General features: G+C 66.3%; 16 protein-coding genes and 1 tRNA gene. 9 read left to right on the top strand and 8 right to left on the bottom strand.

Going from position 1 to position 20,735, the window contains the following annotated elements; all coding sequences use genetic code 11:
- Window positions 1-333: 333 nt before the first annotated feature.
- Entirely contained in the window at window positions 334-3,789 is a 3,456-nt protein-coding gene (locus ABIE58_RS04075) for a chromosome segregation SMC family protein (RefSeq protein ID WP_354543414.1), read from the bottom strand.
- A 180-nt stretch (window positions 3,790-3,969) separates the two neighbouring features.
- On the opposite strand from ABIE58_RS04075, the gene ABIE58_RS04080 reads away from it, so the two are divergent.
- Entirely contained in the window at window positions 3,970-4,437 is a 468-nt protein-coding gene (locus ABIE58_RS04080) for a GNAT family N-acetyltransferase (RefSeq protein WP_354543415.1), read from the top strand.
- Here ABIE58_RS04080 and ABIE58_RS04085 read toward each other — a convergent pair.
- The 3 genes from ABIE58_RS04085 to ABIE58_RS04095 form a co-directional block, all read right to left on the bottom strand.
- Window positions 4,415-4,825 carry a hypothetical protein gene (locus ABIE58_RS04085; RefSeq protein ID WP_354543416.1) on the bottom strand — a complete coding sequence of 137 codons (411 nt, stop codon included), beginning with the start codon at window positions 4,823-4,825 and terminating at the stop codon, window positions 4,415-4,417. The genes ABIE58_RS04080 and ABIE58_RS04085 overlap by 23 nt on opposite strands.
- Before the next feature lie 125 nt (window positions 4,826-4,950).
- Entirely contained in the window at window positions 4,951-5,082 is a 132-nt protein-coding gene (locus ABIE58_RS04090; protein WP_354543417.1) for a hypothetical protein, read from the bottom strand.
- Window positions 5,083-5,314: 232 nt separating this feature from the next.
- Window positions 5,315-5,391 (bottom strand) — tRNA-Arg (locus ABIE58_RS04095).
- Window positions 5,392-5,534: 143 nt separating this feature from the next.
- Here ABIE58_RS04095 and ABIE58_RS04100 point away from each other — a divergent pair.
- The 6 genes from ABIE58_RS04100 to fdhF all read left to right on the top strand — a co-directional run bounded on the left by ABIE58_RS04100 (window position 5,535) and on the right by fdhF (window position 14,470).
- Window positions 5,535-6,560 (top strand): LacI family DNA-binding transcriptional regulator, encoded by a 1,026-nt coding sequence (locus ABIE58_RS04100; RefSeq protein WP_354543418.1) that lies wholly within the window; start codon window positions 5,535-5,537, stop codon window positions 6,558-6,560.
- An 81-nt stretch (window positions 6,561-6,641) separates the two neighbouring features.
- Window positions 6,642-7,610, top strand: a complete 969-nt coding sequence (locus ABIE58_RS04105) for an NAD(P)-dependent oxidoreductase (RefSeq protein ID WP_354543419.1) — start codon at window positions 6,642-6,644, stop codon at window positions 7,608-7,610.
- Between the two features lie 75 nt (window positions 7,611-7,685).
- Window positions 7,686-8,795 carry a calcium-binding protein gene (locus ABIE58_RS04110; RefSeq protein ID WP_354543420.1) on the top strand — a complete coding sequence of 370 codons (1,110 nt, stop codon included), beginning with the start codon at window positions 7,686-7,688 and terminating at the stop codon, window positions 8,793-8,795.
- Between the two features lie 155 nt (window positions 8,796-8,950).
- Complete coding sequence (rpsO, locus tag ABIE58_RS04115; protein WP_354538684.1) at window positions 8,951-9,220, top strand: 30S ribosomal protein S15; 270 nt, start codon at window positions 8,951-8,953, stop codon at window positions 9,218-9,220.
- Between the two features lie 166 nt (window positions 9,221-9,386).
- On the top strand, window positions 9,387-11,519 hold the full coding sequence (pnp, locus tag ABIE58_RS04120; RefSeq protein WP_354543421.1) for a polyribonucleotide nucleotidyltransferase: 2,133 nt from the start codon (window positions 9,387-9,389) through the stop codon (window positions 11,517-11,519).
- Between the two features lie 176 nt (window positions 11,520-11,695).
- On the top strand, window positions 11,696-14,470 hold the full coding sequence (fdhF, locus tag ABIE58_RS04125) for a formate dehydrogenase subunit alpha (protein ID WP_354543422.1): 2,775 nt from the start codon (window positions 11,696-11,698) through the stop codon (window positions 14,468-14,470).
- Window positions 14,471-14,549: 79 nt separating this feature from the next.
- Here fdhF and ABIE58_RS04130 read toward each other — a convergent pair whose 3' ends face one another.
- Both ABIE58_RS04130 and ABIE58_RS04135 read right to left on the bottom strand, forming a co-directional pair.
- A complete protein-coding gene (locus ABIE58_RS04130; protein ID WP_354543423.1) occupies window positions 14,550-15,206 on the bottom strand; it encodes a YiaD family glycine zipper/OmpA-like lipoprotein in 657 nt (218 codons plus the stop codon).
- 121 nt (window positions 15,207-15,327) lie between these two features.
- Window positions 15,328-16,152, bottom strand: a complete 825-nt coding sequence (locus ABIE58_RS04135) for a methylated-DNA--[protein]-cysteine S-methyltransferase (RefSeq protein WP_354543424.1) — start codon at window positions 16,150-16,152, stop codon at window positions 15,328-15,330.
- A gap of 95 nt (window positions 16,153-16,247) precedes the next feature.
- On the opposite strand from ABIE58_RS04135, the gene nth reads away from it, so the two are divergent.
- Both nth and ABIE58_RS04145 read left to right on the top strand, forming a co-directional pair.
- Window positions 16,248-16,892, top strand: a complete 645-nt coding sequence (gene nth / locus ABIE58_RS04140) for an endonuclease III (RefSeq protein ID WP_354543425.1) — start codon at window positions 16,248-16,250, stop codon at window positions 16,890-16,892.
- Window positions 16,889-17,872 carry an adenosine kinase gene (locus tag ABIE58_RS04145; protein WP_354543426.1) on the top strand — a complete coding sequence of 328 codons (984 nt, stop codon included), beginning with the start codon at window positions 16,889-16,891 and terminating at the stop codon, window positions 17,870-17,872. Before nth ends, ABIE58_RS04145 begins: the two co-directional genes overlap by 4 nt.
- Window positions 17,873-18,144: 272 nt before the next feature.
- Here the strand turns inward: ABIE58_RS04145 and ABIE58_RS04150 are convergent, their stop codons facing one another.
- A complete protein-coding gene (locus tag ABIE58_RS04150) occupies window positions 18,145-19,290 on the bottom strand; it encodes an iron-containing alcohol dehydrogenase (protein WP_354543427.1) in 1,146 nt (381 codons plus the stop codon).
- On the bottom strand, window positions 19,287-20,669 hold the full coding sequence (locus ABIE58_RS04155) for an aldehyde dehydrogenase family protein (protein ID WP_354543428.1): 1,383 nt from the start codon (window positions 20,667-20,669) through the stop codon (window positions 19,287-19,289). Before ABIE58_RS04155 ends, ABIE58_RS04150 begins: the two co-directional genes overlap by 4 nt.
- Window positions 20,670-20,735 lie beyond the last annotated feature (66 nt).

Genomic DNA, 20,735 nt, shown 5'->3' on the forward strand with positions numbered 1-20,735 from the left:
CAATCTCCAGACACAAGGGCGAAGCCCGCCGCGCGAGCGCCCGACCGCCCCCCGGGCGGGCGCTTCTGCGACGTTGCACTTCCGCGCAATCGTTGCAGTATTTGGCCGCCATAAAGCGCATACCACAGATGTTGTAGCGCCCACCCGCGGTCGGGCCCTCGCGCGGCTCATCGCATCATAGCCAATGCCCCCTCCACGCCCGTCACCACGCCTACCACCCCGCATTGCGCCGCATGGAAGGCCGGATCTTCATCGGCCACCATGCCCTGAAACATTCGAAATCAATGATTTGGAGCGGGACGAAGAACCGCGAACAGGCTGAGGCCGCGCAACTTATGCCACCATCGCTTCCGCCTTCTTGAGATCGACCGAGACAAGCTGGCTCACCCCTTGCTCGGCCATCGTCACGCCGAAAAGACGGTCCATCCTGCTCATCGTCACCGCGTGATGGGTGATGATGAGAAACCGCGTCGCGGTGCGGCGGCACATTTCATCCAAGAGGTCGCAGAACCGCGTGACATTGGCATCGTCAAGCGGCGCATCCACCTCATCCAGCACGCAGATCGGCGCGGGATTGGCCAGGAACACCGCGAAAATCAGCGCCAGCGCGGTCAGCGTCTGCTCGCCCCCCGACAAAAGCGACAGCGTCGAGAGCTTCTTGCCCGGCGGCTGGCACATGATCTCGAGGCCCGCCTCCAACGGATCGTCGCTCTCGACCAGCACCAGGTTGGCCTCGCCGCCGCCAAAGAGGTGGCGAAACAGCAGGGTGAAATTCGAGTTCACCTGCTCGAACGCGGTCAAGAGCCGCTCGCGCCCCTCGCGGTTGAGGCTCGCGATCCCGTTGCGCAGCGTCTTGATCGCCGCCTCCAGATCGGCCTTTTCCGCGCTGAGCGAGGCGTGTTCGGTCTCGACCTCGGCGGCGTCTTCCTCGGCGCGCAGGTTGACCGCGCCAAGCGCCTCGCGCTGACGCTTTAGCCGGGCCACATCGGCCTCGATCGCGTCCGGGGCCGGCATCGCCGCCGGGTCAACCCCGAGTGTGTCGCGCAACGCCTCGGGTGTCAGGCCAAGCGCCTCCATGATCCGCTCGGCGGCCTGCTCGCAGGCCTCGCGCGCGCCGTCGCGCCGCGCCTCGGCGCGGGCGCGGGCCTCGCGCGCCTCGGAGGCGTGGCGCTCGGCGTCGCGCTCATCCGTGGCGGCCTGCCGCGCTGCCCCCTCGGTGGCAGAGAGCGCATCGGCGGCGGCAGCGCGGCGCGCCTCGGCGCGGGTGATCTCCCCGGCCAGGTCGGCGCGCTTGGCCACCAGCATCTCGGGCGTGGCCCGCGCCTCGGCCAACTCCTGCTCCGACGTGGCCTTGCGCTCGGCAAGCTCGGCGGCACGGGTCTCTGCGGTCTCCAGCCGGTGCCGCCATCCGCTCGCCTCGCGGGCGATTTCCTGTCGGCGCACCGTGCGCCGCTCGCCCTCGCGGCGCAATTCATCCGCCGCCGAACGCCGCGTCATCATGGCGATGCGCGCGGCCTCGACGGCGGTCTTGATATCCTCAAGCCCGGCCCGCGCCGAGGCCAGGTCTGCCAACCCCGCCAGCGCAGCCTCGGCCTGCGCCAGCGCGGCGCGCGCGGCCTCGGCCTCTTCCTCGTGACGCGCGACGGCAAGGCCCAGCGATTCGTTGCGCGAGGCGGCAAGGCTGCGGTCGGCCTCGGCGCGGCTTAGCGCGCGGCTCGTCTCGGTCAGGGCGGCATCGGCGGCGCGGCGGGCCTCGCGCGCGGCGCGATCCTCTTCGGTGCGCGCGGCGAGATCGGCGCGCAGCGCCTCGTGCGCGCGCAACGCGCCATCGGCCCGCGCCTCTGCCCGCTCTAGCTGTTGCTTGAGCTCTTCCAGCCGGTTGAGCTGTTCCAGCCGCAGCGCCGCCGCCGAGGGCGCATCCTCGGCCCATGTGCGGAACCCGTCCCAGCGCCACAGATCGCCCTCGCGGCTGACCAGCCGTTGCCCCGGCCTCAGCAGCGGTTGAAGACGCGGGCCATCCTCCGGCTCGACAAGGCCGATCTGCGCCATCCGCCGCGCCAGCACCGCCGGGACCGTGACATGAGCGCCGAGCGCCGCCACCCCCTCGGGGAGCGGCTGCGGCGCGGGATAGAAGGGCAGGTCGCACCAGCCCGACGGCCCGTCCGCCGCCACCTCGGGCGCGCGCAGATCATCGGCCAGCGCGGCCCCCAGCGCCTTCTCGTAACCGGGAGCCACCTGCAACGCGTCCATGATCTGCCCGCCCTCGGCGGTATCGCGCTCCACCAACCGTGCCAGCGCCGCGGCTTCGGCGCGCAGCGCGCCCAATTCGCCCTCGGCCTCGGAGCGGGCGGCGCGCGCCTCCGCCTCGCGGCTCTGGGCCTCGGCGCGGGCCTCGTCGGCGGCGACAAGCGCGGCCTCTGCCGCCTGCGCGCGCTCCACGGCACGGGCTTCGGCCTGCTCTGCCGCTACTTGGGCGGCCCCGGCGCCCTGCTCTGCGTCGCGGGCCTGCGCGCGCGCGGCGCGGGCGCGCTCTGCCTCGGCCTCGCTGCGTAGAAGCGTCTTGCGATTGTCGTCAATCAGGCGTTGCGCGGATTGGTGGCGCGCCGACAGCCGCGCCATATCCTCGGTCATCTGGCTCAGATCGGCCTCGCGCGCCTCAAGGATACGCGCCGCCTCCGCCGCCTCTGCGGTTGCCGCCTCCAGGCGTGCGTCCTGGCCCTGAGACGCCTTGGCAAGCTCTGCCGCCTCCCAATCCAGTCGCGCGATGGTGTCATGGGCATCGCGGTTCAGCCCGGCCTCGCGCTCCATGTCGCGGTCAAGCTGCGCGATGCGTGCCTCGAGCGTGGCGATCTCGGCGCGCGCGGCGCTTTCCTGTTGCGCCAGCGTGTCGCGCTGCACCGCCAGACGCTGGAGAATGGCGGCGGCGATGGCCTCTTCCTCGCGGGCGGGGGGCACCGCCGCGTCGGCCTCGGCGCGCAGCCGTGCCGCCTCGCGGGCGGCGCGCTCGGCGCGGGCGGCGTCAAGGGTGTGCTCACGCAGCGCGGTCTCGGCCCCGGCGCGGGTCTCGTCGGCCTCGGCCCAGCGCCGCCACAGCAACAGCCCCTCGGCGCGGCGCAATTCCTCGCCGATCTGGCGATAGCGTGCCGCCTGCCGCGCCTGCCGGGTCAATTGCGCGATCTGGCTGGCCAATTGCTCGATCACGTCATCGACGCGGGTCAGGTTCGCCTCTGCGCCGCGCAGTTTCAGCTCTGCCTCGTGGCGGCGCTGGTAGAGGCCGGAAATCCCCGCCGCCTCTTCAAGGACACGCCGCCGCGACTTGGGCCGCGCGTTGATAAGCTCGGATATCTGCCCCTGCCGCACCAGCGCGGGCGAATGCGCCCCGGTCGAGGCATCGGCAAAGAGCATCTGCACATCGCGCGCGCGCAGTTCCTTGCCGTTGAGCTTGTATGCGCTGCCCACGTCGCGGGTGATCCGGCGGGTGATCTCGAGATGGTCGGTCTCGTTGAACCCGGCGGGCGCGAGCCGCTCGGAATTGTCGAGATGGATCACCACCTCGGCGAAATTGCGCGCCGGGCGGCTGGCGGAGCCGGCAAAGATCACGTCCTCCATGCCATCGCCGCGCATCGCCTTGGCGCGGTTCTCGCCCATCACCCAGCGCAACGCCTCCAGGAGGTTGGACTTGCCACAGCCATTGGGGCCGACAACGCCGGTCAGCCCCTCGGCGATCACCAGATCGGTGGGATCGACGAAGCTCTTGAAGCCGGTCAGTCTGAGCCGTGAGAACTGCACGCGCGCCCGCCCTCGGGGTGATTGGGTCCGATGATGGGGAATTGTGCTGGCCCAGGGGGGCGGCTGTCAATATTGAAACACAGGATATGGGGAGATGGGGCGAGTTATCCACACGATATTGGGCGCGATCCCGCCGTCAGGCGGCTTGCGCGCCGGGCGGGGGCGGCGTATCCCGATGCCATGCACACCGCACCCGGCCTTGTCATAGCCCCTGGCGACCCGCGTGATCCGGGCGCGGCGGCGCTCTTGCGGCAATCGCATGATCTCATGCGCGCGCTGTTCCCGCCCGAGGAGAATTTCTGTCTCGATCCGGGCGCGCTCGCGGCCCCCGATATCCGGTTTTTCGTGGCGCTGCGGGAGGGCGAGACGGTCGGCACAGGCGCGCTCGCGCTTTGCGATGGCTATGGCGAGGTGAAATCCATGTTCGTGGACGGGGCGGCGCGCGGGCAGGGCGTGGCCGAGGCGCTCTTGGCCCGGATCGAGGCCGAGGCGCGGGCGCAGGCGCTCCCGTGCCTGCGGCTTGAAACCGGCGACCGGCTGGAGGCCGCCCTGCGGCTCTATGCGCGCCACGGCTTTGTGCGGCGCGGGCCGTTCGGCGATTACCCGGATGCGCCCAGCTCGGTTTTCATGGAAAAATACCTGTCGTAGCTCCCCCGCGCGGGCGGCAGGCCAGCTCCGTCCACCGCCGGTGGGTGGGCACGGTGCGGCACTCATAGGCGCGCGCGGTGCCGCGCCGCCGGGACGCATCCGGCCCGCAGACAAGCAGCGCCTCGATCATCGCCTGATCGCCCCAGAGCCGGGGCACATCGCAACCGCTTGCCGCCGCGATGGCCGCAGCCGCGCGCGGCGCGACCGACGCCGTGCGCGGGGCCCATTCCCGGCTCAGACGGATCGCCTGCGCGTGCCGCCCGACAATGCGCACGTCAAACCTGCTCTGGCCGACCGTGACCGGTACCGGGGCCACGCCGTAAAAGGCGGGGCCGGGCTGCGCGCAGGCACCCAGAGCCAGCAGGAGAAAAGGCGCAAACCACCGCATCGGCCAAGCGTAACCGTGCGGCGGTTAACATCGCCTTAAGCCGGGCAGATAAAACGGTGACGCAACACGCCCCGGAGGGCAGGCAGCGCACAGGGCCAATGCTGCCCTGCGCGCGATGGCCGGGGTCACTTGACCGATTTGCCCGCGATCACGGGGGCGGTCTTGCCACTGTTGGAATTCGCGGTGGCAAGGACCTTGGGCTTTTCCTTCTTGGGTTTCTTGGCCTCGCGGTTGCTCTGGCTTTTACCTTTGGACATGGGATCTGCTCCTGAAAGCCCCGGTCGGGCGGAATGCCGGACCGGGCCGTGCTCAGGGGATCAGGGGGCCTGACAGGGTCAGGGCGATGAGCCCTCGGGCGCAGCAGGCACGGCACGTGGGCCGGTGCTGCAAGAGGCAAGATAAGCCGGCTACGGGGCGACGACAAGGGGCGCGATGGCGCATGATTTGCGTGGCCGTCATCCGTCCGTCACGCGCCGCCACAAGCGTTTATGGTGACCCCGGCAGGATTCGAACCTGCAACCTGCCCCTTAGGAGGGGGCTGCTCTATCCAGTTGAGCCACGGGGCCGCGCGCGGGTGGTCTAGCGGCTTTGATGGGGTTTGTCATCGCCGTTTTCGCGAGCCGGGCGCGGGGCTTTGGGCGGCGGCGCTTGATCGTGCGGGCGGGTCTGCGTTATCAATGGATCAGGATTTCCTTTTTGGATCACGTTCTTGACATCACCCAACCGCCACCCGCTGACCCTGCGCGACGTCTCCGAGGCGGCGGGCGTGTCGGAAATGACCGTAAGCCGCGTGCTGCGCAACAAGCGCGACGTGTCGGAGGGGACGCGCCTGCGCGTTCTCGAGGCGGCGCGGCGGCTGGGCTATGTGCCCAACAAGATCGCCGGCGCGCTGGCGAGCCAGCGGGTCAATCTCGTGGCGGTCATCATCCCGTCCATGTCCAACATGGTGTTTCCCGAGGTGATGACCGGTATCACCGGGGTTCTGGATGAAACCGGGCTTCAGCCGGTGGTGGGGCTGACAGGCTATCGCCCGGAAAAGGAAGAAAAAGTTCTATATGAAATGCTGTCATGGCGGCCTGCCGGGGTGATTATCGCGGGGCTGGAACATTCGGATGCAAGCCGCGCCATGCTGGCCGCGTCGGGCATCCCGGTGGTCGAGATCATGGATGTGGACGGCACGCCGGTCGATTCGGTGGTGGGGATTTCGCACCGCCGCGCCGGGCAGCAGATGGCGCAGGCGATCATCCGGGCGGGCTATCGGCGGATCGGCTTCATGGGCACGAAAATGCCACTCGATCATCGCGCGCGCAAACGCTTCGAGGGGTTTACCGCCGCGCTGGCCAAGGGCGGAATCGAGATGGCCGATCAGGAATTCTATTCCGGCGGATCGGCGCTGGCCAAGGGGCGCGAGATGACCGCCGAAATGCTGCGCCGCACGCCGGACCTCGATTTTCTCTATTATTCCAATGATATGATAGGGGCAGGGGGGCTGCTCTACCTGCTCGAACAGGGATTGGACATTCCCGGAACCATCGGGCTTGCCGGGTTCAACGGGGTCGAGTTGCTCGACGGTCTGCCGCGCAGGCTTGCCACGATGGATGCCTGCCGCCTCGAAATCGGGCGCCGCGCGGCCGGGATCATTGCCACGCAGGCGGGAAGCCCCGAGGCGCGTGAGCAGGTGCGTATCGCGCTGGAGCCGCGGCTGGAACCGGGCGACACGTTGCGGCTTCGCTGAGCGTCCTTATGAAATTTCTCCTTTGATTTTCACGGCCGAATCGCGAAAGGCTGGCGCATCACCTGGTGCCGGGAGGGGCAGATGCGGATTGGATTCATCGGGCTTGGAAATGTCGGGGGCAAACTGGCGGGAAGCCTCTTGCGCAATGGTCACAATCTCACGGTTCACGACCTGAACCGCGAGTTGCGCGACGGCTTTGCCGCGCGCGGCGCGGTCGCGGGCGAGGGCCCGGCGCAGATCATGCGTGACTGCGAGGTGGTCATCACCTGCCTGCCCTCTCCGGCGGCGAGTGCGGCGGTGATGGAGGAGATGCTTCCCGAAGTCGGCCCCGGCAAGATCTGGCTGGAAATGTCCACCACCGACGAGGCGGAGATTCGCAGGCTCGGGGCAGAGGTGGTCGCGCGCGGGGGCGCGGCGGTGGATTGCCCGGTCTCGGGCGGGTGCCATAGGGCCGCGACCGGCAATATCTCGATCTTTGCGGGCTGCGACCGGGCCACGTTCGAGCGCATCCTGCCGCTGCTCACGACGCTGGGGCGGCGGGTGCTGCATACCGGCGAGCTGGGCAGTGCCTCGGTGCTGAAGGTGATGACCAACTATCTCGCCACCGCCAACCTGCTGTCGCTCTGCGAGGCGTTGGTGACGATGAAGGCGGCGGGGATGGACCTTGCCACCACCTACGAGGCGATCCGCATCAGTTCCGGCACCTCCTTTGTCCACGAGACCGAGAGCCAGGTGATCCTCAACGGCTCGCGCGACATCAGTTTCACCATGGACCTGGTGATGAAGGATATCGGCCTCTTTCAGACCATCGCCGAACGTGCCGGGGTGCCGCTGGAAATCTCGCCGCTGATGATCGGGATTTTTCGCGACGGGATGGCGCGTTACGGTGCGCGGGCGCAATCCGACGATATCATCCGGCGGCTTGAAGAGGCTACCGGGCTTGACATCACCGCCCCTGGATTTCCGGCGGAAATGGTCGATGACGAACCCGAGGAGCCGGGATACGAGGTGCGGCCAAGGGGGCGGCAGGCCGACACGGCCATGCGTTAACCACGGATGCAACAATATGTTGTCCCCTGGCTGCGGCGCGTGGCATGATACGTTGATGTCGCGCAGGGTATTGCCATGTTGTTTTTTGCGAGTCTTCTCGGGATTGCGGCCATCGGTGCGTCGTCCTTTGTCGGGCTGAGCGGCGGCGATGACGATCCATCGACCGACATGGCAGACGATGATGCGGAGACGGCTGATGATAATGGCCCTGACCTGCTGAGCGCGGCGCTGGGGCTGTCCGAGGTCGGTATCACCGTTGACGATGCCGATACCGGGTCTTTGGAGGGCGAAACCGCGACCGACGACGCCGATCCTGACATCTCGGCAAATAGCGAGATGCAGGCTCCGGACGCGCAGGGCGGGTGGCAGATCGTCGATGGTGGCGAAGAGACCGAAACCATTACCGGCACCGAGGCCCGCGAGATGATTGGCGGGCGCGGCGGCGAGGATACGATCACCGGCGGCGATGGCGATGACGAGATCCGCGGGGGGGATGATGCGGATGCGCTGCATGGGGATGCGGGCGAGGATACAATCCACGGCGAAGACGGGAACGATACCCTATACGGCGAGGCGGGCGATGACCGCCTGTTCGGGCATAATGGCGAGGATGTGCTCTGGGGCGGCGCGGGTGAGGACAGCCTTGTTGGCAGCGCCGGGAATGACACGCTTCACGGCGGGGCGGGCGATGACGCGCTGCATGGTGATCTTGACGATGACCGGATTGACGGTGGCATGGGGTCGGATACGCTCTTTGGCGGGCATGGCAGCGATACGCTTAGCGGGGTGGTGGACGATCCCGCGACCGGGCGCGTGGACGATATCGACACCGGCCGCGATTACCTCAACGGCGGCGGGGGCGATGATGCGATCATCGCCGGACGCGGCGATATCGTCACCACCGGCAGCGGGGCCGATACGGTGATGTTGGGCGATTGGCTCGATGGTGACCATCAGGCGGAAATCCTCGATTTCTCGGTCGCGCAGGACATGCTCATGGTGTTCTATCACGAGGGCGGGCCGGAACCGGAGATTACCCTTGAACCGGATGCCGCCAATGCCGCCGATCAACGCCTGCTGCTCGACGGGGTCGAGGTCGCGCATATCGCCAACGCGGCGGGCCTGACGCTCGATCATGTGGCGCTGGTGCCGCAGGCGCAGATGCCGGTTCTGCCTAACACGTGATCCGGGGCTGTTGGCCACGGGGCAATTCCCGCTTTCTTTTTAACGGGTTTTCCCTTATACGCGCGAGAATCCCGGCGCGGTGACGTGGCGGGCCCGGACCTTGCTGGACGACATCCCGGCTTGCGCCCGCAACCCTCGAACCAAAGGAGAGACCGATGTCGATCACTGTCGAAGAAAAAGCCCGTGTCATCAAGGAATTCGCGACCAAGGAGGGCGATACCGGCTCTCCCGAAGTGCAAGTTGCCATTCTCACTTCGCGGATCACCACGCTCACCGAGCATTTCAAGACCCACAAGAAGGACAACCACGGTCGCCGTGGCCTTCTGATGATGGTGGCTCAGCGCCGCAAGCTGCTGGATTACCTCAAGCGCAAGGAAGAGGCACGCTATACCGACCTCATCAAGCGCCTCGGCATCCGCCGCTGACACATGAAACCGCGCCCAACGGGCGCGGTTTTCGTATGATCCGATTGCGGCCCGGTCCGGCCTTTGCCGGTGTCGCAGGACAAAGACGAAAGGGCCGTGGGGCATGGGGCCCCGTATGAAACGGGCCGCGCGGGATACGCCCGCTGTGGCCAAGCTAGGAAACGTGATGTTTACTGAGACGAAAAAATCGATGCAATGGGGCGAGGAAACCCTCACCCTCGAAACTGGCAAGATCGCCCGTCAGGCTGACGGCTCCGTGATCGCCACGCTGGGCGAGACCTCGGTCATGGCCAACGTGACCTTTGCCAAGGAACCCAAGCCGGGATTGGATTTCTTCCCGCTGACGGTCCATTATCAGGAAAAATACTATGCGGCCGGCAAGGTGCCCGGCGGCTTTTTCAAGCGCGAGGCGCGCCCCTCGGAGAAAGAGACGCTGACCGCGCGCCTCATCGACCGGCCCATTCGCCCGCTTTTCGTCCCCGGCTTCAAGCATGAAACGCTGGTGATGTGCACCGTGCTGAGCCACGATCTGGTCAACGACCCGGATATGGTCGCGATGATCGCCACCTCTGCCGCGCTGACGATTTCGGGCGCGCCGTTCCGTGGCCCGATTGGTGCCTGCCGCGTGGGTTATGTCGATGGCGACTACATCCTCAACCCCGAGATCGACGACATGCACGATCTGCGCAACAACCCCGAGCAGCGGCTCGATCTGGTGGTTGCGGCGACGCGGGACGCTGTGATGATGGTCGAATCCGAGGCTTATGAGCTGTCGGAGGATGAGATGCTGGGCGCGGTGACCTTTGCCCATGAGCAGATCAAGCCGGTTTGCGACCTGATCATCGAATTTGCCGAGGAATGCGCCAAAGAGCCGTTCGATTTCACCCCGCCGGATTATTCCGCGCTTTATGCTGCGGTCAAAGCTGCCGGGGAAGAGCAGATGCGCGCCGCTTTCGCGATCCGCGACAAGCAGGAGCGCACCCACGCGATTTCCGCCGCCAAGGCCGCGATCAAGGCGCAGCTGAGCGAGGACCAGCTTGAGGATGCCAACCTTGGTGCCGCGCTGAAAAAGCTCGAATCCGATGTGCTGCGCGGTGACGTGGTCAAGAACGGCAACCGCATCGACGGCCGTCGTCTGGACGAGATCCGCCCCATCGTTTGCGAAACCGGCCTCCTGCCGCGCACGCATGGCTCGGCGCTCTTTACCCGTGGCGAAACGCAGGCGCTCGTGGTGACCACGCTCGGCACCGGTGATGACGAGCAGTTCGTCGACGCGCTGCACGGGAATTTCAAATCGAACTTCCTGCTGCATTACAACTTCCCCCCCTATTCGGTGGGCGAGGCGGGGCGCGTTGGCCCTCCGGGACGGCGTGAAATCGGCCACGGCAAGCTCGCCTGGCGCGCGCTTCAGGCAGTCCTGCCGCCGGCGACCGATTTCCCCTACACGATCCGTCTGGTCTCGGAGATCACAGAATCGAACGGCTCTTCGTCGATGGCGACGGTCTGCGGCTCGTCGCTGGGGATGATGGATGCGGGCGTGCCGCTCAAGACCTCGGTGGCCGGTGTGGCCATGGGGCTGGTGCTTGAGGAAGACGGCGAGTTCGCAATCCTGTCGGATATTCTTGGCGACGAGGATCACCTCGGCGACATGGATTTCAAGGTGGCAGGCACGACCGAGGGCATCACCTCGCTGCAAATGGATATCAAGGTTGCGGGCATCACGCCCGAGATCATGAAGCAGGCCCTAACGCAGGCGCGCGAAGGCCGGATGCATATCCTGGGCGAGATGAGCAAGGCGCTGACCGGGGCCAATGAGTTCTCGGTCCACGCGCCGCGCATCGAGACCATGCAGATCCCCACCGACAAGATCCGCGAAGTGATTGGCTCGGGCGGCAAGGTGATCCGCGAGATCGTCGAGGTTTCGGGGGCCAAGGTCGATATCAACGACGAGGGCATCATCAAGATCGCATCGCCCAATGGCGAGGCCATCCAGAAGGCCTATGACATGATCCATTCGATCGTGGCAGAGCCGGAAGAGGGCAAGATCTACAAGGGCACCGTCGTCAAGATCGTCGATTTCGGGGCCTTCGTGAACTTCTTCGGCAAGCGCGATGGGTTGGTGCATGTCAGCCAGATCGAGAACCGCCGCCTGAACCACCCGTCCGACGTGCTCAAGGAGGGGCAGGAAGTCTGGGTCAAGCTGCTGGGCTTTGACGACCGTGGCAAGGTGCGCCTTGCGATGAAGATGGTCGATCAGGCGACCGGCGAGGAGCTGACAGCCGAGGAATCGGCAGACTGAGCCACGCCTGAGCTTGGTGAGCGTATCGGCGCGCCGCAGGAGACTGCGGCGCGCTTTTTCTTTGGGCCCGCGCCCCGGCGCGCCCGTGGCGTAAAACCGCGTGCTTGTGTCGGGATTGACAGACCGCGCCCGGCGCACCCATGGTCTATATCCGGGCAAGGCAAGGGAGACGCGGCATGGCCCAGACAATCCGATTCACACTCGATGGCCGTGAGGTCGAGGCCGAGGCTGGTCAGACCATATGGGAGGTCGCCAATGGCCGAGGCCTCAAGATCCCGCACCTGTGCCACAAGCCTGCCCCCGGCTATCGCCCCGATGGCAACTGCCGCGCCTGCATGGTCGAGCTCGAGGGGGAGCGCACGCTGATCGCGTCGTGTATCCGCGAGGCGAAGGATGGCATGGTGGTGATGACCAATTCGGCCCGCGCGGAAAGCGCGCGCAAGATGGTGGTCGAGATGCTGCTCGCCGATCAGCCCGAGCGCGAGGTCTCGCACGACGCCGCGAGCCACCTGTGGGACATGGCCGAAGTGAACGGCGTCACCCATAGCCGCTTTCCCAAGCTTGAGCGCGACCGTATCCCGCTCCTCGATGACAGCCATGTGGCGATGCGCGTCAATCTTGATGCCTGCATTCAATGCGGCCTGTGTGTGCGCGCCTGCCGCGAGGTGCAGGTCAACGATGTGATCGGCATGGCAGGACGCGGGCACGATGCCTATCCGGTGTTCGATTTCGCCGATCCGATGGGCAGTAGCACCTGCGTTGCCTGTGGCGAATGCGTGCAGGCCTGCCCCACCGGCGCGCTGATGCCCGCCACCGTGCTTGATGACGCGCAGCAGGGAAACAGCGCAGATTACGACGAGGAGGTGCAGAGCCTCTGCCCCTTCTGCGGCGTCGGCTGTCAGGTCTCGCTCAAGGTCAAGGATGGTCGCGTCAAATATGTCGAGGGGATCAACGGCCCCGCCAATCAGGGGCGGCTTTGCGTCAAGGGGCGGTTCGGGTTCGACTATATCCACCACCCCCACCGCCTCACCAAGCCGCTGATCCGGCGCGAGGATGCTCCGCCCAAGGGCCTCAACGTCGATCCCGGCAACTGGCAGGCGTTTTTCCGCGAGGCGGAGTGGGACGAGGCGCTCGATTTTGCCGCAGGCGGGATGGCGCGGCTTAAGGACAGCCACGGCGGCGAGGCGGTCGCGGGCTTTGGCAGCGCCAAATGCACCAATGAAGAGGCCTATCTCTTCCAGAAACTCATCCGGCAGGGCTTTGGCCATAACAATGTCGATCATTGCACGCGGCTTTGCCATGCCTCATCGGTGGCGGCCTTGATCGAGAATGTGGGTTCTGGTGCGGTCACGGCCACGTTCAACGAGATCGAGAATGCCGATGTGGCCATCGTCATCGGGGCCAACCCGATCGAGAACCATCCCGTTGCCGCCACCTATTTCAAGCAGTTCACCAAGCGCGGCGGCAAGCTCATCGTGATGGACCCGCGCGGCGTGGGGTTGCGTCGCTTTGCCACCCATATGCTGCAATTCAAGCCCGGCATGGACGTGGCGATGCTGAACGCGATCATGAACGTGATCGTCGAAGAGGGGCTTTACGACCAGCAATATATCGCCGGTTTCACCGAGAACTGGGAGGCCGAAAAGGCGCATCTGGCGCAATTCCCGCCCGAGAAGATGGCTTCCCTCTGTGGCATCCCCGCCGAGACGCTGCGCGACGTGGCGCGCGAGTTTGCGGGCGCGAAATCGGCGATGATCTTCTGGGGAATGGGGATAAGCCAGCATATCCACGGCACCGACAATTCGCGCTGCCTGATTTCACTGGCGCTGATGTGCGGCCATGTCGGCCGCCCCGGCACCGGGCTGCACCCGCTGCGCGGTCAAAACAACGTGCAGGGCGCGTCCGATGCGGGGCTGGTGCCGATGTTCCTGCCCGATTACCAGACGGTGACCAGCGATGCCGTGCGCCGCGCCTTTACCGAGGTCTGGCAAAGCGAGGATTTCAGCGCGCAAAAGGGCCTCACCGTGACTGAGATCATGGATGCGGTCCACGAGGGCGCGATCCGGGGCATGTATATCCTCGGCGAAAACCCGGCGATGTCCGACCCGGATGTAGAGCACGCCCGCGACGCGCTCGCCAAGTTGGAACATCTGGTGGTGCAGGACATCTTCCTGACCGAGACGGCCAATTATGCCGATGTGATCCTGCCTGCCTCGGCGTTTTACGAGAAATCCGGCACCGTCACCAACACCAACCGTCAGGTGCAGATTGGCCGCGCCGCTGTCACGCCGCCGGGCGAGGCGCGCGAGGATTGGGCGATCACCGTGGCGCTCGCCAACCGTCTTGGCCTTGGCTGGCACTATGACGGCCCGGCAGATATCTTCGCCGAGATGAAGCACAATATGCGCTCGCTCGACAACATCACATGGGAGCGGCTCGCGCGTGAAAACGCCGTCACCTATCCCTGTCCCGCCCCCGATCATCCCGGCCATGCGGTGGTCTTTGGCGATGGTTTTCCGCGCCCCGAGGGCCGCGCGCGGTTCACCCCCGCCGCGATCATCCCGCCCGACGATGTGCCCGATGCCGATTATCCGATGGTGCTGACCACCGGACGGCAGCTGGAGCATTGGCATACCGGCTCGATGACGCGGCGCGCCAGCGTGCTCGACGCGGTGGAGCCGGAGGCGAATTGCTCGCTGCACCCCTCGACCCTGCGCCGTCTCGGGGTGGTGCCGGGCGGCATGGTGCGGCTGACGACCAAGCGCGGATCGGTCACCGTCATGGCGCGCGCCGACCGGGCGGTTTCGCCCGACATGGTGTTTCTGCCCTTCGCCTATGTCGAGGCGGCGGCGAATATCCTGACCAACCCGGCGCTTGATCCCTACGGCAAGATCCCCGAGTTCAAATACTCGGCCGTGCGTGTCGAGGCAGCAGAGGTCGCGGCAGAATAGCAAAAAGGGCGGCCCGCATGTGGCCGCCCCGCTTCATCTTTCCAGAAATACTCAGGGCCGCTACCGGGGCCACCCTGCCTCAGTTCGGCAGGATCACGATTTCCACCCGGCGGTTCTGGCGCTTGCCCTCGGGGGTGAGGTTCGAGGCCACCGGCTGATCCTCGCCCCGTCCAAAGGCGCGGATGCGCCCGAAAGGCACGCCGCCATTCATCAGCACATCGGCCACGGCATTGGCGCGCCGCTCGGATAGCTGCTGGTTATAGCTCGCGGCACCATCGCTGTCGGTATGGCCGACCACCTGCACCGTGGTGTCGGGATAGCGCTGAAGGCTCGAGGCCACCTTGAACAGATCATCGCGCAGTCCCGGCGCGACGGTAGAGCTGTCGGTGGCAAAGAGGATATCCTGCGGCATGGTCAGGATAAGCCGGTCGCCGGTATTAACGATCTTCACATCGCTGTCGAGTTGCTGGCGCAGTTCGGCCTCTTGCTTGTCGAGCGCGTTGCCGATGGCCGCCCCGCCAAGCGCGCCGATGGCCCCGCCAAGCAGCGCGCCGCCGGCCTTGTTGTCGCTCACGGCCGCGCCGGTCCCGGCACCGATGAGGCCGCCGATGATCGCGCCCTGTCTGGTTTTCTGCCTTGGGTCCTGCCCGGAGACATAGCCCGGATCGGTGCAGGCCGTGACCAGAAGAAGTGCCGCGCCGGAAAGAAGAAAGATCGGAGTTCGTGCCCGGATCATGATAAGTGCCTCGTGTGTTTGATCTGCCCGATACATCGGGATTGACGCATTGATATGCAATATCACGCCCCATCCCAAGCCATATTCGCGGTCAAAGATGCGCGCGCGTGCAGAGTCCCGCCTATCCCTCGGCCTGCGCGCTTTCTCGTGCGAGGATGGCGCGCTTCACGGGCAGGCCCCAGTGATAGCCGCCAAGCGCGCCCGATTTGCGCAGCGCGCGGTGGCAGGGAATGAGCAAGCTCACCGGGTTGCGCCCCACGGCGGTGCCGACGGCGCGCACGGCGCGGGGATGGCCGATGGCGCGGGCGATCTCGGAATAGGTGGTGACATGGCCCGAGGGGATACGCAGCAGCGCCTCCCAGACCTTGATCTGGAACGGCGCGCCGATCATGTGCAGCCGCGCCTCCCCGCGCCCGGCAAAGGCCGACGCGACCCAGGGCGCGACGGCCTCGGGGGATTCGGTGAAATCGGCCTCGGGCCAGCGCGCGCAGAGGTCGCGCATGGCCGCCTCGCGCCCCACCTCACCGGCGAAGGCCAGCCCGCAGAGGCCGCGCCCGGTGCCCATTGCCAACGCCTCGCCAAAGGGGCTTGGGAACCAGCCATAGCTGATGCGCAGCCCCGCCCCGCGCCGGGCGGCCGCGCCGGGGCTCATCGCCTCCCATCGCAGGAACAGATCGTGCAGCCGCCCCGTGCCCGACAGCCCCGCCGCCTCGGCCGCCTCCAGCGTGGTAAAGCGCTGCGCCAGCATCTCCTTGGCGTGGCCCAGCGCCAGATATTGCTGATACCGCTTTGGCGAGACGCCGACCCAAGCCGAGAACAGCCGCTGGAAATGCGCCGCGCTCATCCCCATCTCGCCCGCCAGCTCCTCAAGCGTCAGTCCCTCGCCGCTCGCGTCAATCAGCGCGATGGCGCGGCGCATGACATTGTAATGATAGCTCTGCGACATTGCGGCCCCCGGTGGTTTACCCCAAGATAGGCCGCGCGCGCGCGCCCCGCGACCCGAATGTTGCGCATTCCCCGCTTTCACGCCATAGAAGCGGCATGGCGCGCCAACTCGACTATCACACGATCCGCGAGATCTTTACCCGCTTTCAGGCGGCAGAGCCCGAACCGAAGGGCGAGCTTGACCATGTCAACGCCTTCACCCTGCTGGTGGCGGTGGCGCTTTCGGCGCAGGCCACCGATCTGGGCGTGAACCGCGCCACGCGCGCGCTTTTCCAGATCGCCGATACGCCGGAAAAGATGCTTGCGCTTGGCGAAGAGGCGCTCATCAGCCATATCAAGACCATCGGCCTTTATCGCAACAAGGCCCGAAACGTGCTGAAACTCAGCCGCATCCTTGTCGAGGATTATGGCGGCTGCGTGCCCAATTCCCGCGCCGCGCTGCAATCGCTGCCCGGTGTCGGACGCAAGACCGCCAATGTCGTGCTCAACATGTGGTGGGGTCATCCGGCGCAGGCCGTGGATACGCATATTTTTCGTATCGGCAACCGCACCGGCATCTGCCCCGGCAAGGATGTGGAGGCGGTCGAACGCGCGATCGAGGACCATATCCCGGTTGATTTCCAGCGCCACGCGCATCACTGGCTGATCCTGCATGGCCGCTATACCTGCAAGGCGCGCAAACCCGCCTGCGGCACGTGCCTGATCCGCGATCTCTGCCCCTATGAGGATAAAACCATATGACACAATATCAGGTTGTCGGCATCGGCAACGCCATCGTCGATGTGATCGGGCGCTGCGACGACGCCTTTCTCGCCCGCATGGCAATCGACAAGGGCGTGATGCAACTGATCGAGATCGAGCGCGCCGAATATCTCTACGAGCAGATGCCGGAGCGGCGGCAGATGCCGGGCGGCTCGGTCGCCAATAGCGTGGCCGGGATCGGCGCGCTGGGCCTGTCCACGGCCTTCATCGGGCGGGTGAACGATGACGACCTGGGCCGCTATTACGCCGAAGCAATGCGCGCCGTCGGCACCGAATTCGTCAACCCGCCGCGCGCGGGCGCGCTGCCCACCTCGCGCTCGATGATCTTCGTCTCGCCCGATGGCGAGCGGTCGATGAACACCTATCTGGGAATCTCGACCGACCTTGACGAGGCCGACGTGCCCGACACGGTGGCGGGACAGGCGGGGCTTTTGTTCCTCGAGGGTTATCTCTACGACAAGCCCAAGGGCAAGGCGGCCTTCGAGCGCGCGGCGCAGGCGGCGCGGGCGGGGGGCGGTCGTGCGGGGATCACGCTCTCGGATCCGTTCTGCGTGGAGCGGCACCGCGACGATTTTCGCGCCCTTCTCGGGTCGCTCGATTTCGTTCTCGGTAATGAGCATGAATGGTGCGCGCTCTTCCAGACCGAGGATCTTGGCGCGGCGCTGGAACAGGCGGCCAGCGAGAGCGGGTTGATCGTCTGCACGCGCTCGGGCCATGACGTGGTGATCGTCGAGGGTGACGAGACGGTGAGCGTGCCGGTCAAGCGCGTCGATCCGGTCGACACCACCGGTGCGGGCGATCAATTCGCCGCAGGCTTTCTCTACGGGCTGGCTACGGGCAAGCCGCTTGCGGTGGCGGGGCGGATGGGTTGTATCGCGGCGGCAGAGGTGATCGGCCATTACGGCGCGCGGCCCGAGCGCGACGTGGCCGCGCTCTTTGCCGCCGAGGGGCTGATCTAGCAACGCTGCGTGCGCTTCCGGCGGAGCGGTTTGGGTATTTCAGCCAAGAAGAAACAGCCTAGGTGCGCGCCCGGCGCTGGCATCGGTCGGCCGTTGCCGATGCACGCCAAGGCCGGGCGCGGCTTCTCCTTGGGCGGTCATCGGCTCCCCAGCCTGTACCGCATCCGAAGGCTCGCATATCGCGGTTAACAAACCGTTTCTTCTTCTTGGCTATCAATACCCCGGGGTGAATTGGCCGCAGGCCAAGAGGGGCAGTACCCCTCTCGTGCCCCTTACATGGCAGCGCGGAATAGCTTGGTGAGGTTCTCTTCGGTCAGCGTCACCGGATTGCCGCCGCAAGAGGGATCGGTGATCGCGCCCTTGACCAGTTCGGGAATGGCCGCCTCGGTCACGCCAAGCGCTGCCAGCCCGCGCGGGATGCCGAGCCGGTCGTTGAAGCCCTGCACGAAGGCGCGAAACCCGTCAAAGCCGCCGTCGATCCCGAGATAGCCCGCCGCGCGATCAAAGCGGTCGGCGATGGCGGGGGCGTTGAAATCGAGCACGGCGGGCATGCAGACCGCGTTCGTCGTGCCGTGATGGGTGTTGAAATGCGCCCCCACCGGGTGGCTCATGGCGTGGATCGCGCCAAGCCCCTTCTGGAACGCGGTGGCCCCCATCGCCGCCGCGCTCATCATATGGGCGCGGGCCTCGATATCGTCGGGGGTCTCGAACACGCGGGGCAGGTTGTCGATAACCAACCGCATCCCCTCGAGCGCGATGCCCTGGCTCATCGGGTGGTAATGGGGCGAGGAAAACGCCTCGACACAATGGGCAAACGCGTCAAGCCCGGTGCCTGCGGTGATCGCGCGGGGCATCCCCACGGTCAGTTCCGGGTCGCAGATCACCGTGGCGGGCAGGAATTTGGGGTGAAAGATGATCTTTTTCTCGTGGCTGACGGAATTTGTCAGCACCCCGGCGCGCCCCACCTCCGAGCCGGTCCCGGCGGTGGTGGGCACGGCGATGATCGGAGCGATGGCGTCCGCATCGGCGCGCGTCCACCAATCGCCCACATCCTCGAAATCCCACACGGGCCGGGTCTGCCCGGCCATGAAGGCCACGCATTTGCCCAGATCGAGCCCCGAGCCGCCGCCAAAGGCGATGACCCCGTCATGCCCGCCCGCCTTGTAGGCGGCGACCCCGGCGGCGAGGTTGATCTCGTTGGGGTTGGGGTCGACCTCGGAAAAAAGGCCTGCCTCCAGCCCGCCCGCGCGCAGGATATCGAGCGCGCGCGCGGTGATGGGCAGGGGCGCAAGGCCCTTGTCGGTGACCAGAAGCGGCCGGGTGATGCCGGCGTTGCGGCAGGCCTCGGGCAGCTCAGAAATGCGGCCAGCCCCGAATTTGATCGTGGTCGGATAGGACCAGTTGGCGGTAAGCGTCATGACGTGACCTTCTTCAGGTGATAGGATTTCGGGCGGGTGAGGTTGTGATAGCCGATGACCGAGAGCGCGCCGCCGCGGCCCGTCTGCTTGCAGCCGGTCCAGCACAGGCCGGGATCGAGGTAATCGGCGCGGTTCATGAAGACGGTGCCGGTCTCAAGCGCATCGCCGATCCGCGCCGCGCGGTCGGTATCAGCAGTCCAGAGCGAGGCGGTGAGGCCGAAGGGGCTGTCATTCATGAGCCGCGTTGCCTCATCGTCGCCCTCGACCGGCATGATCCCCACCACGGGGCCGAAACTCTCGTCGCGCATCACGCGCATCTCGTGGCTGACATTGGTGAGGATTTGCGGGGTGAGATAGGTGCCGCCATCGTCCTGCGCGAAACGCGCGATATGCGCCACCGCCCCCATCTCAAGCGCCTCGTCCACTTGCGCGCGCACCTCGGCGGCGAAGCGGGCATTGGCCATCGGCCCCAGCGTCGTCTCGGGGTCAAGCGGGTTGCCGAGGCGATAGCCCTGCACGATCCCGACCGCCCGCGCAACGAAATCCTCGAACAGGCTCTCATGCACGTAAATACGCTCGATCCCGCAGCAGCATTGCCCGGAATTGAACATCGCCCCGTCAATCAGCGTCTCCACCGCCGCATTCAGATCGGCATCCTCCATCACATATCCCGGATCCTTGCCGCCCAGTTCCAGCCCCAGCCCGGTGAAGGTGCCCGCCGCCGCGCGCTCCATCGCCTGCCCGCCTCCCACAGAGCCGGTGAAGTTGATGAAATCGAACGCAGCCTCGGAAATCAGCGCCGAGGTGGTGTCGTGGGTGAGAAAGACATTGCGGAAAACCGCCTCCGGCACCCCCGCCGAATGGAAGGCGCGCGCCATGCGCTCGCCCACCAGAAGCGTCTGCGTGGCGTGTTTGAGCACCACGGCGTTGCCGGCGATCAGCGCGGGGGCCACGGTGTTGATCGCGGTCATGTAGGGGTAGTTCCACGGTGCCACCACGAACACGACGCCATGCGGCACACGCCGGATATAGCGATGAAAACTCGCGTCTTCGCCCACCTCGACCGGGGCCAGCGCCCCCTCGGCAATCGCGGCCATATGGCTTGCGCGCTCGTCAAAGCCGCCGAATTCGCCGCCATAACGCACGGGCCGCCCCATCATATGCGCCAGTTCCGGCACGATCTCGTCATTCATCGCGCCAACCGCCGCGACCCCCGCCATCACCAGCGCGATGCGCTCTTGTAACGGTCGCGCCGCCCATGCCGCCTGCGCCGCGCGGGTCTCGGCCACCGCCGCGCGCACCTCGTCAAGCGCCAGCGCCTCGCGGGTGGCGAAAACCGATCCGTCGATCGGGGAAATGCAGGTCAATGTCGTCATCATCGCATCCTTGATCGCGGGCAGCCCGCCCGCCGCTTCATCTTGCCAAAAATATCCAATTCCGCGCTC

The organism is Roseovarius sp. MBR-78, from assembly GCF_040547535.1.
Classification (GTDB): Bacteria; Pseudomonadota; Alphaproteobacteria; order Rhodobacterales; family Rhodobacteraceae; genus Roseovarius.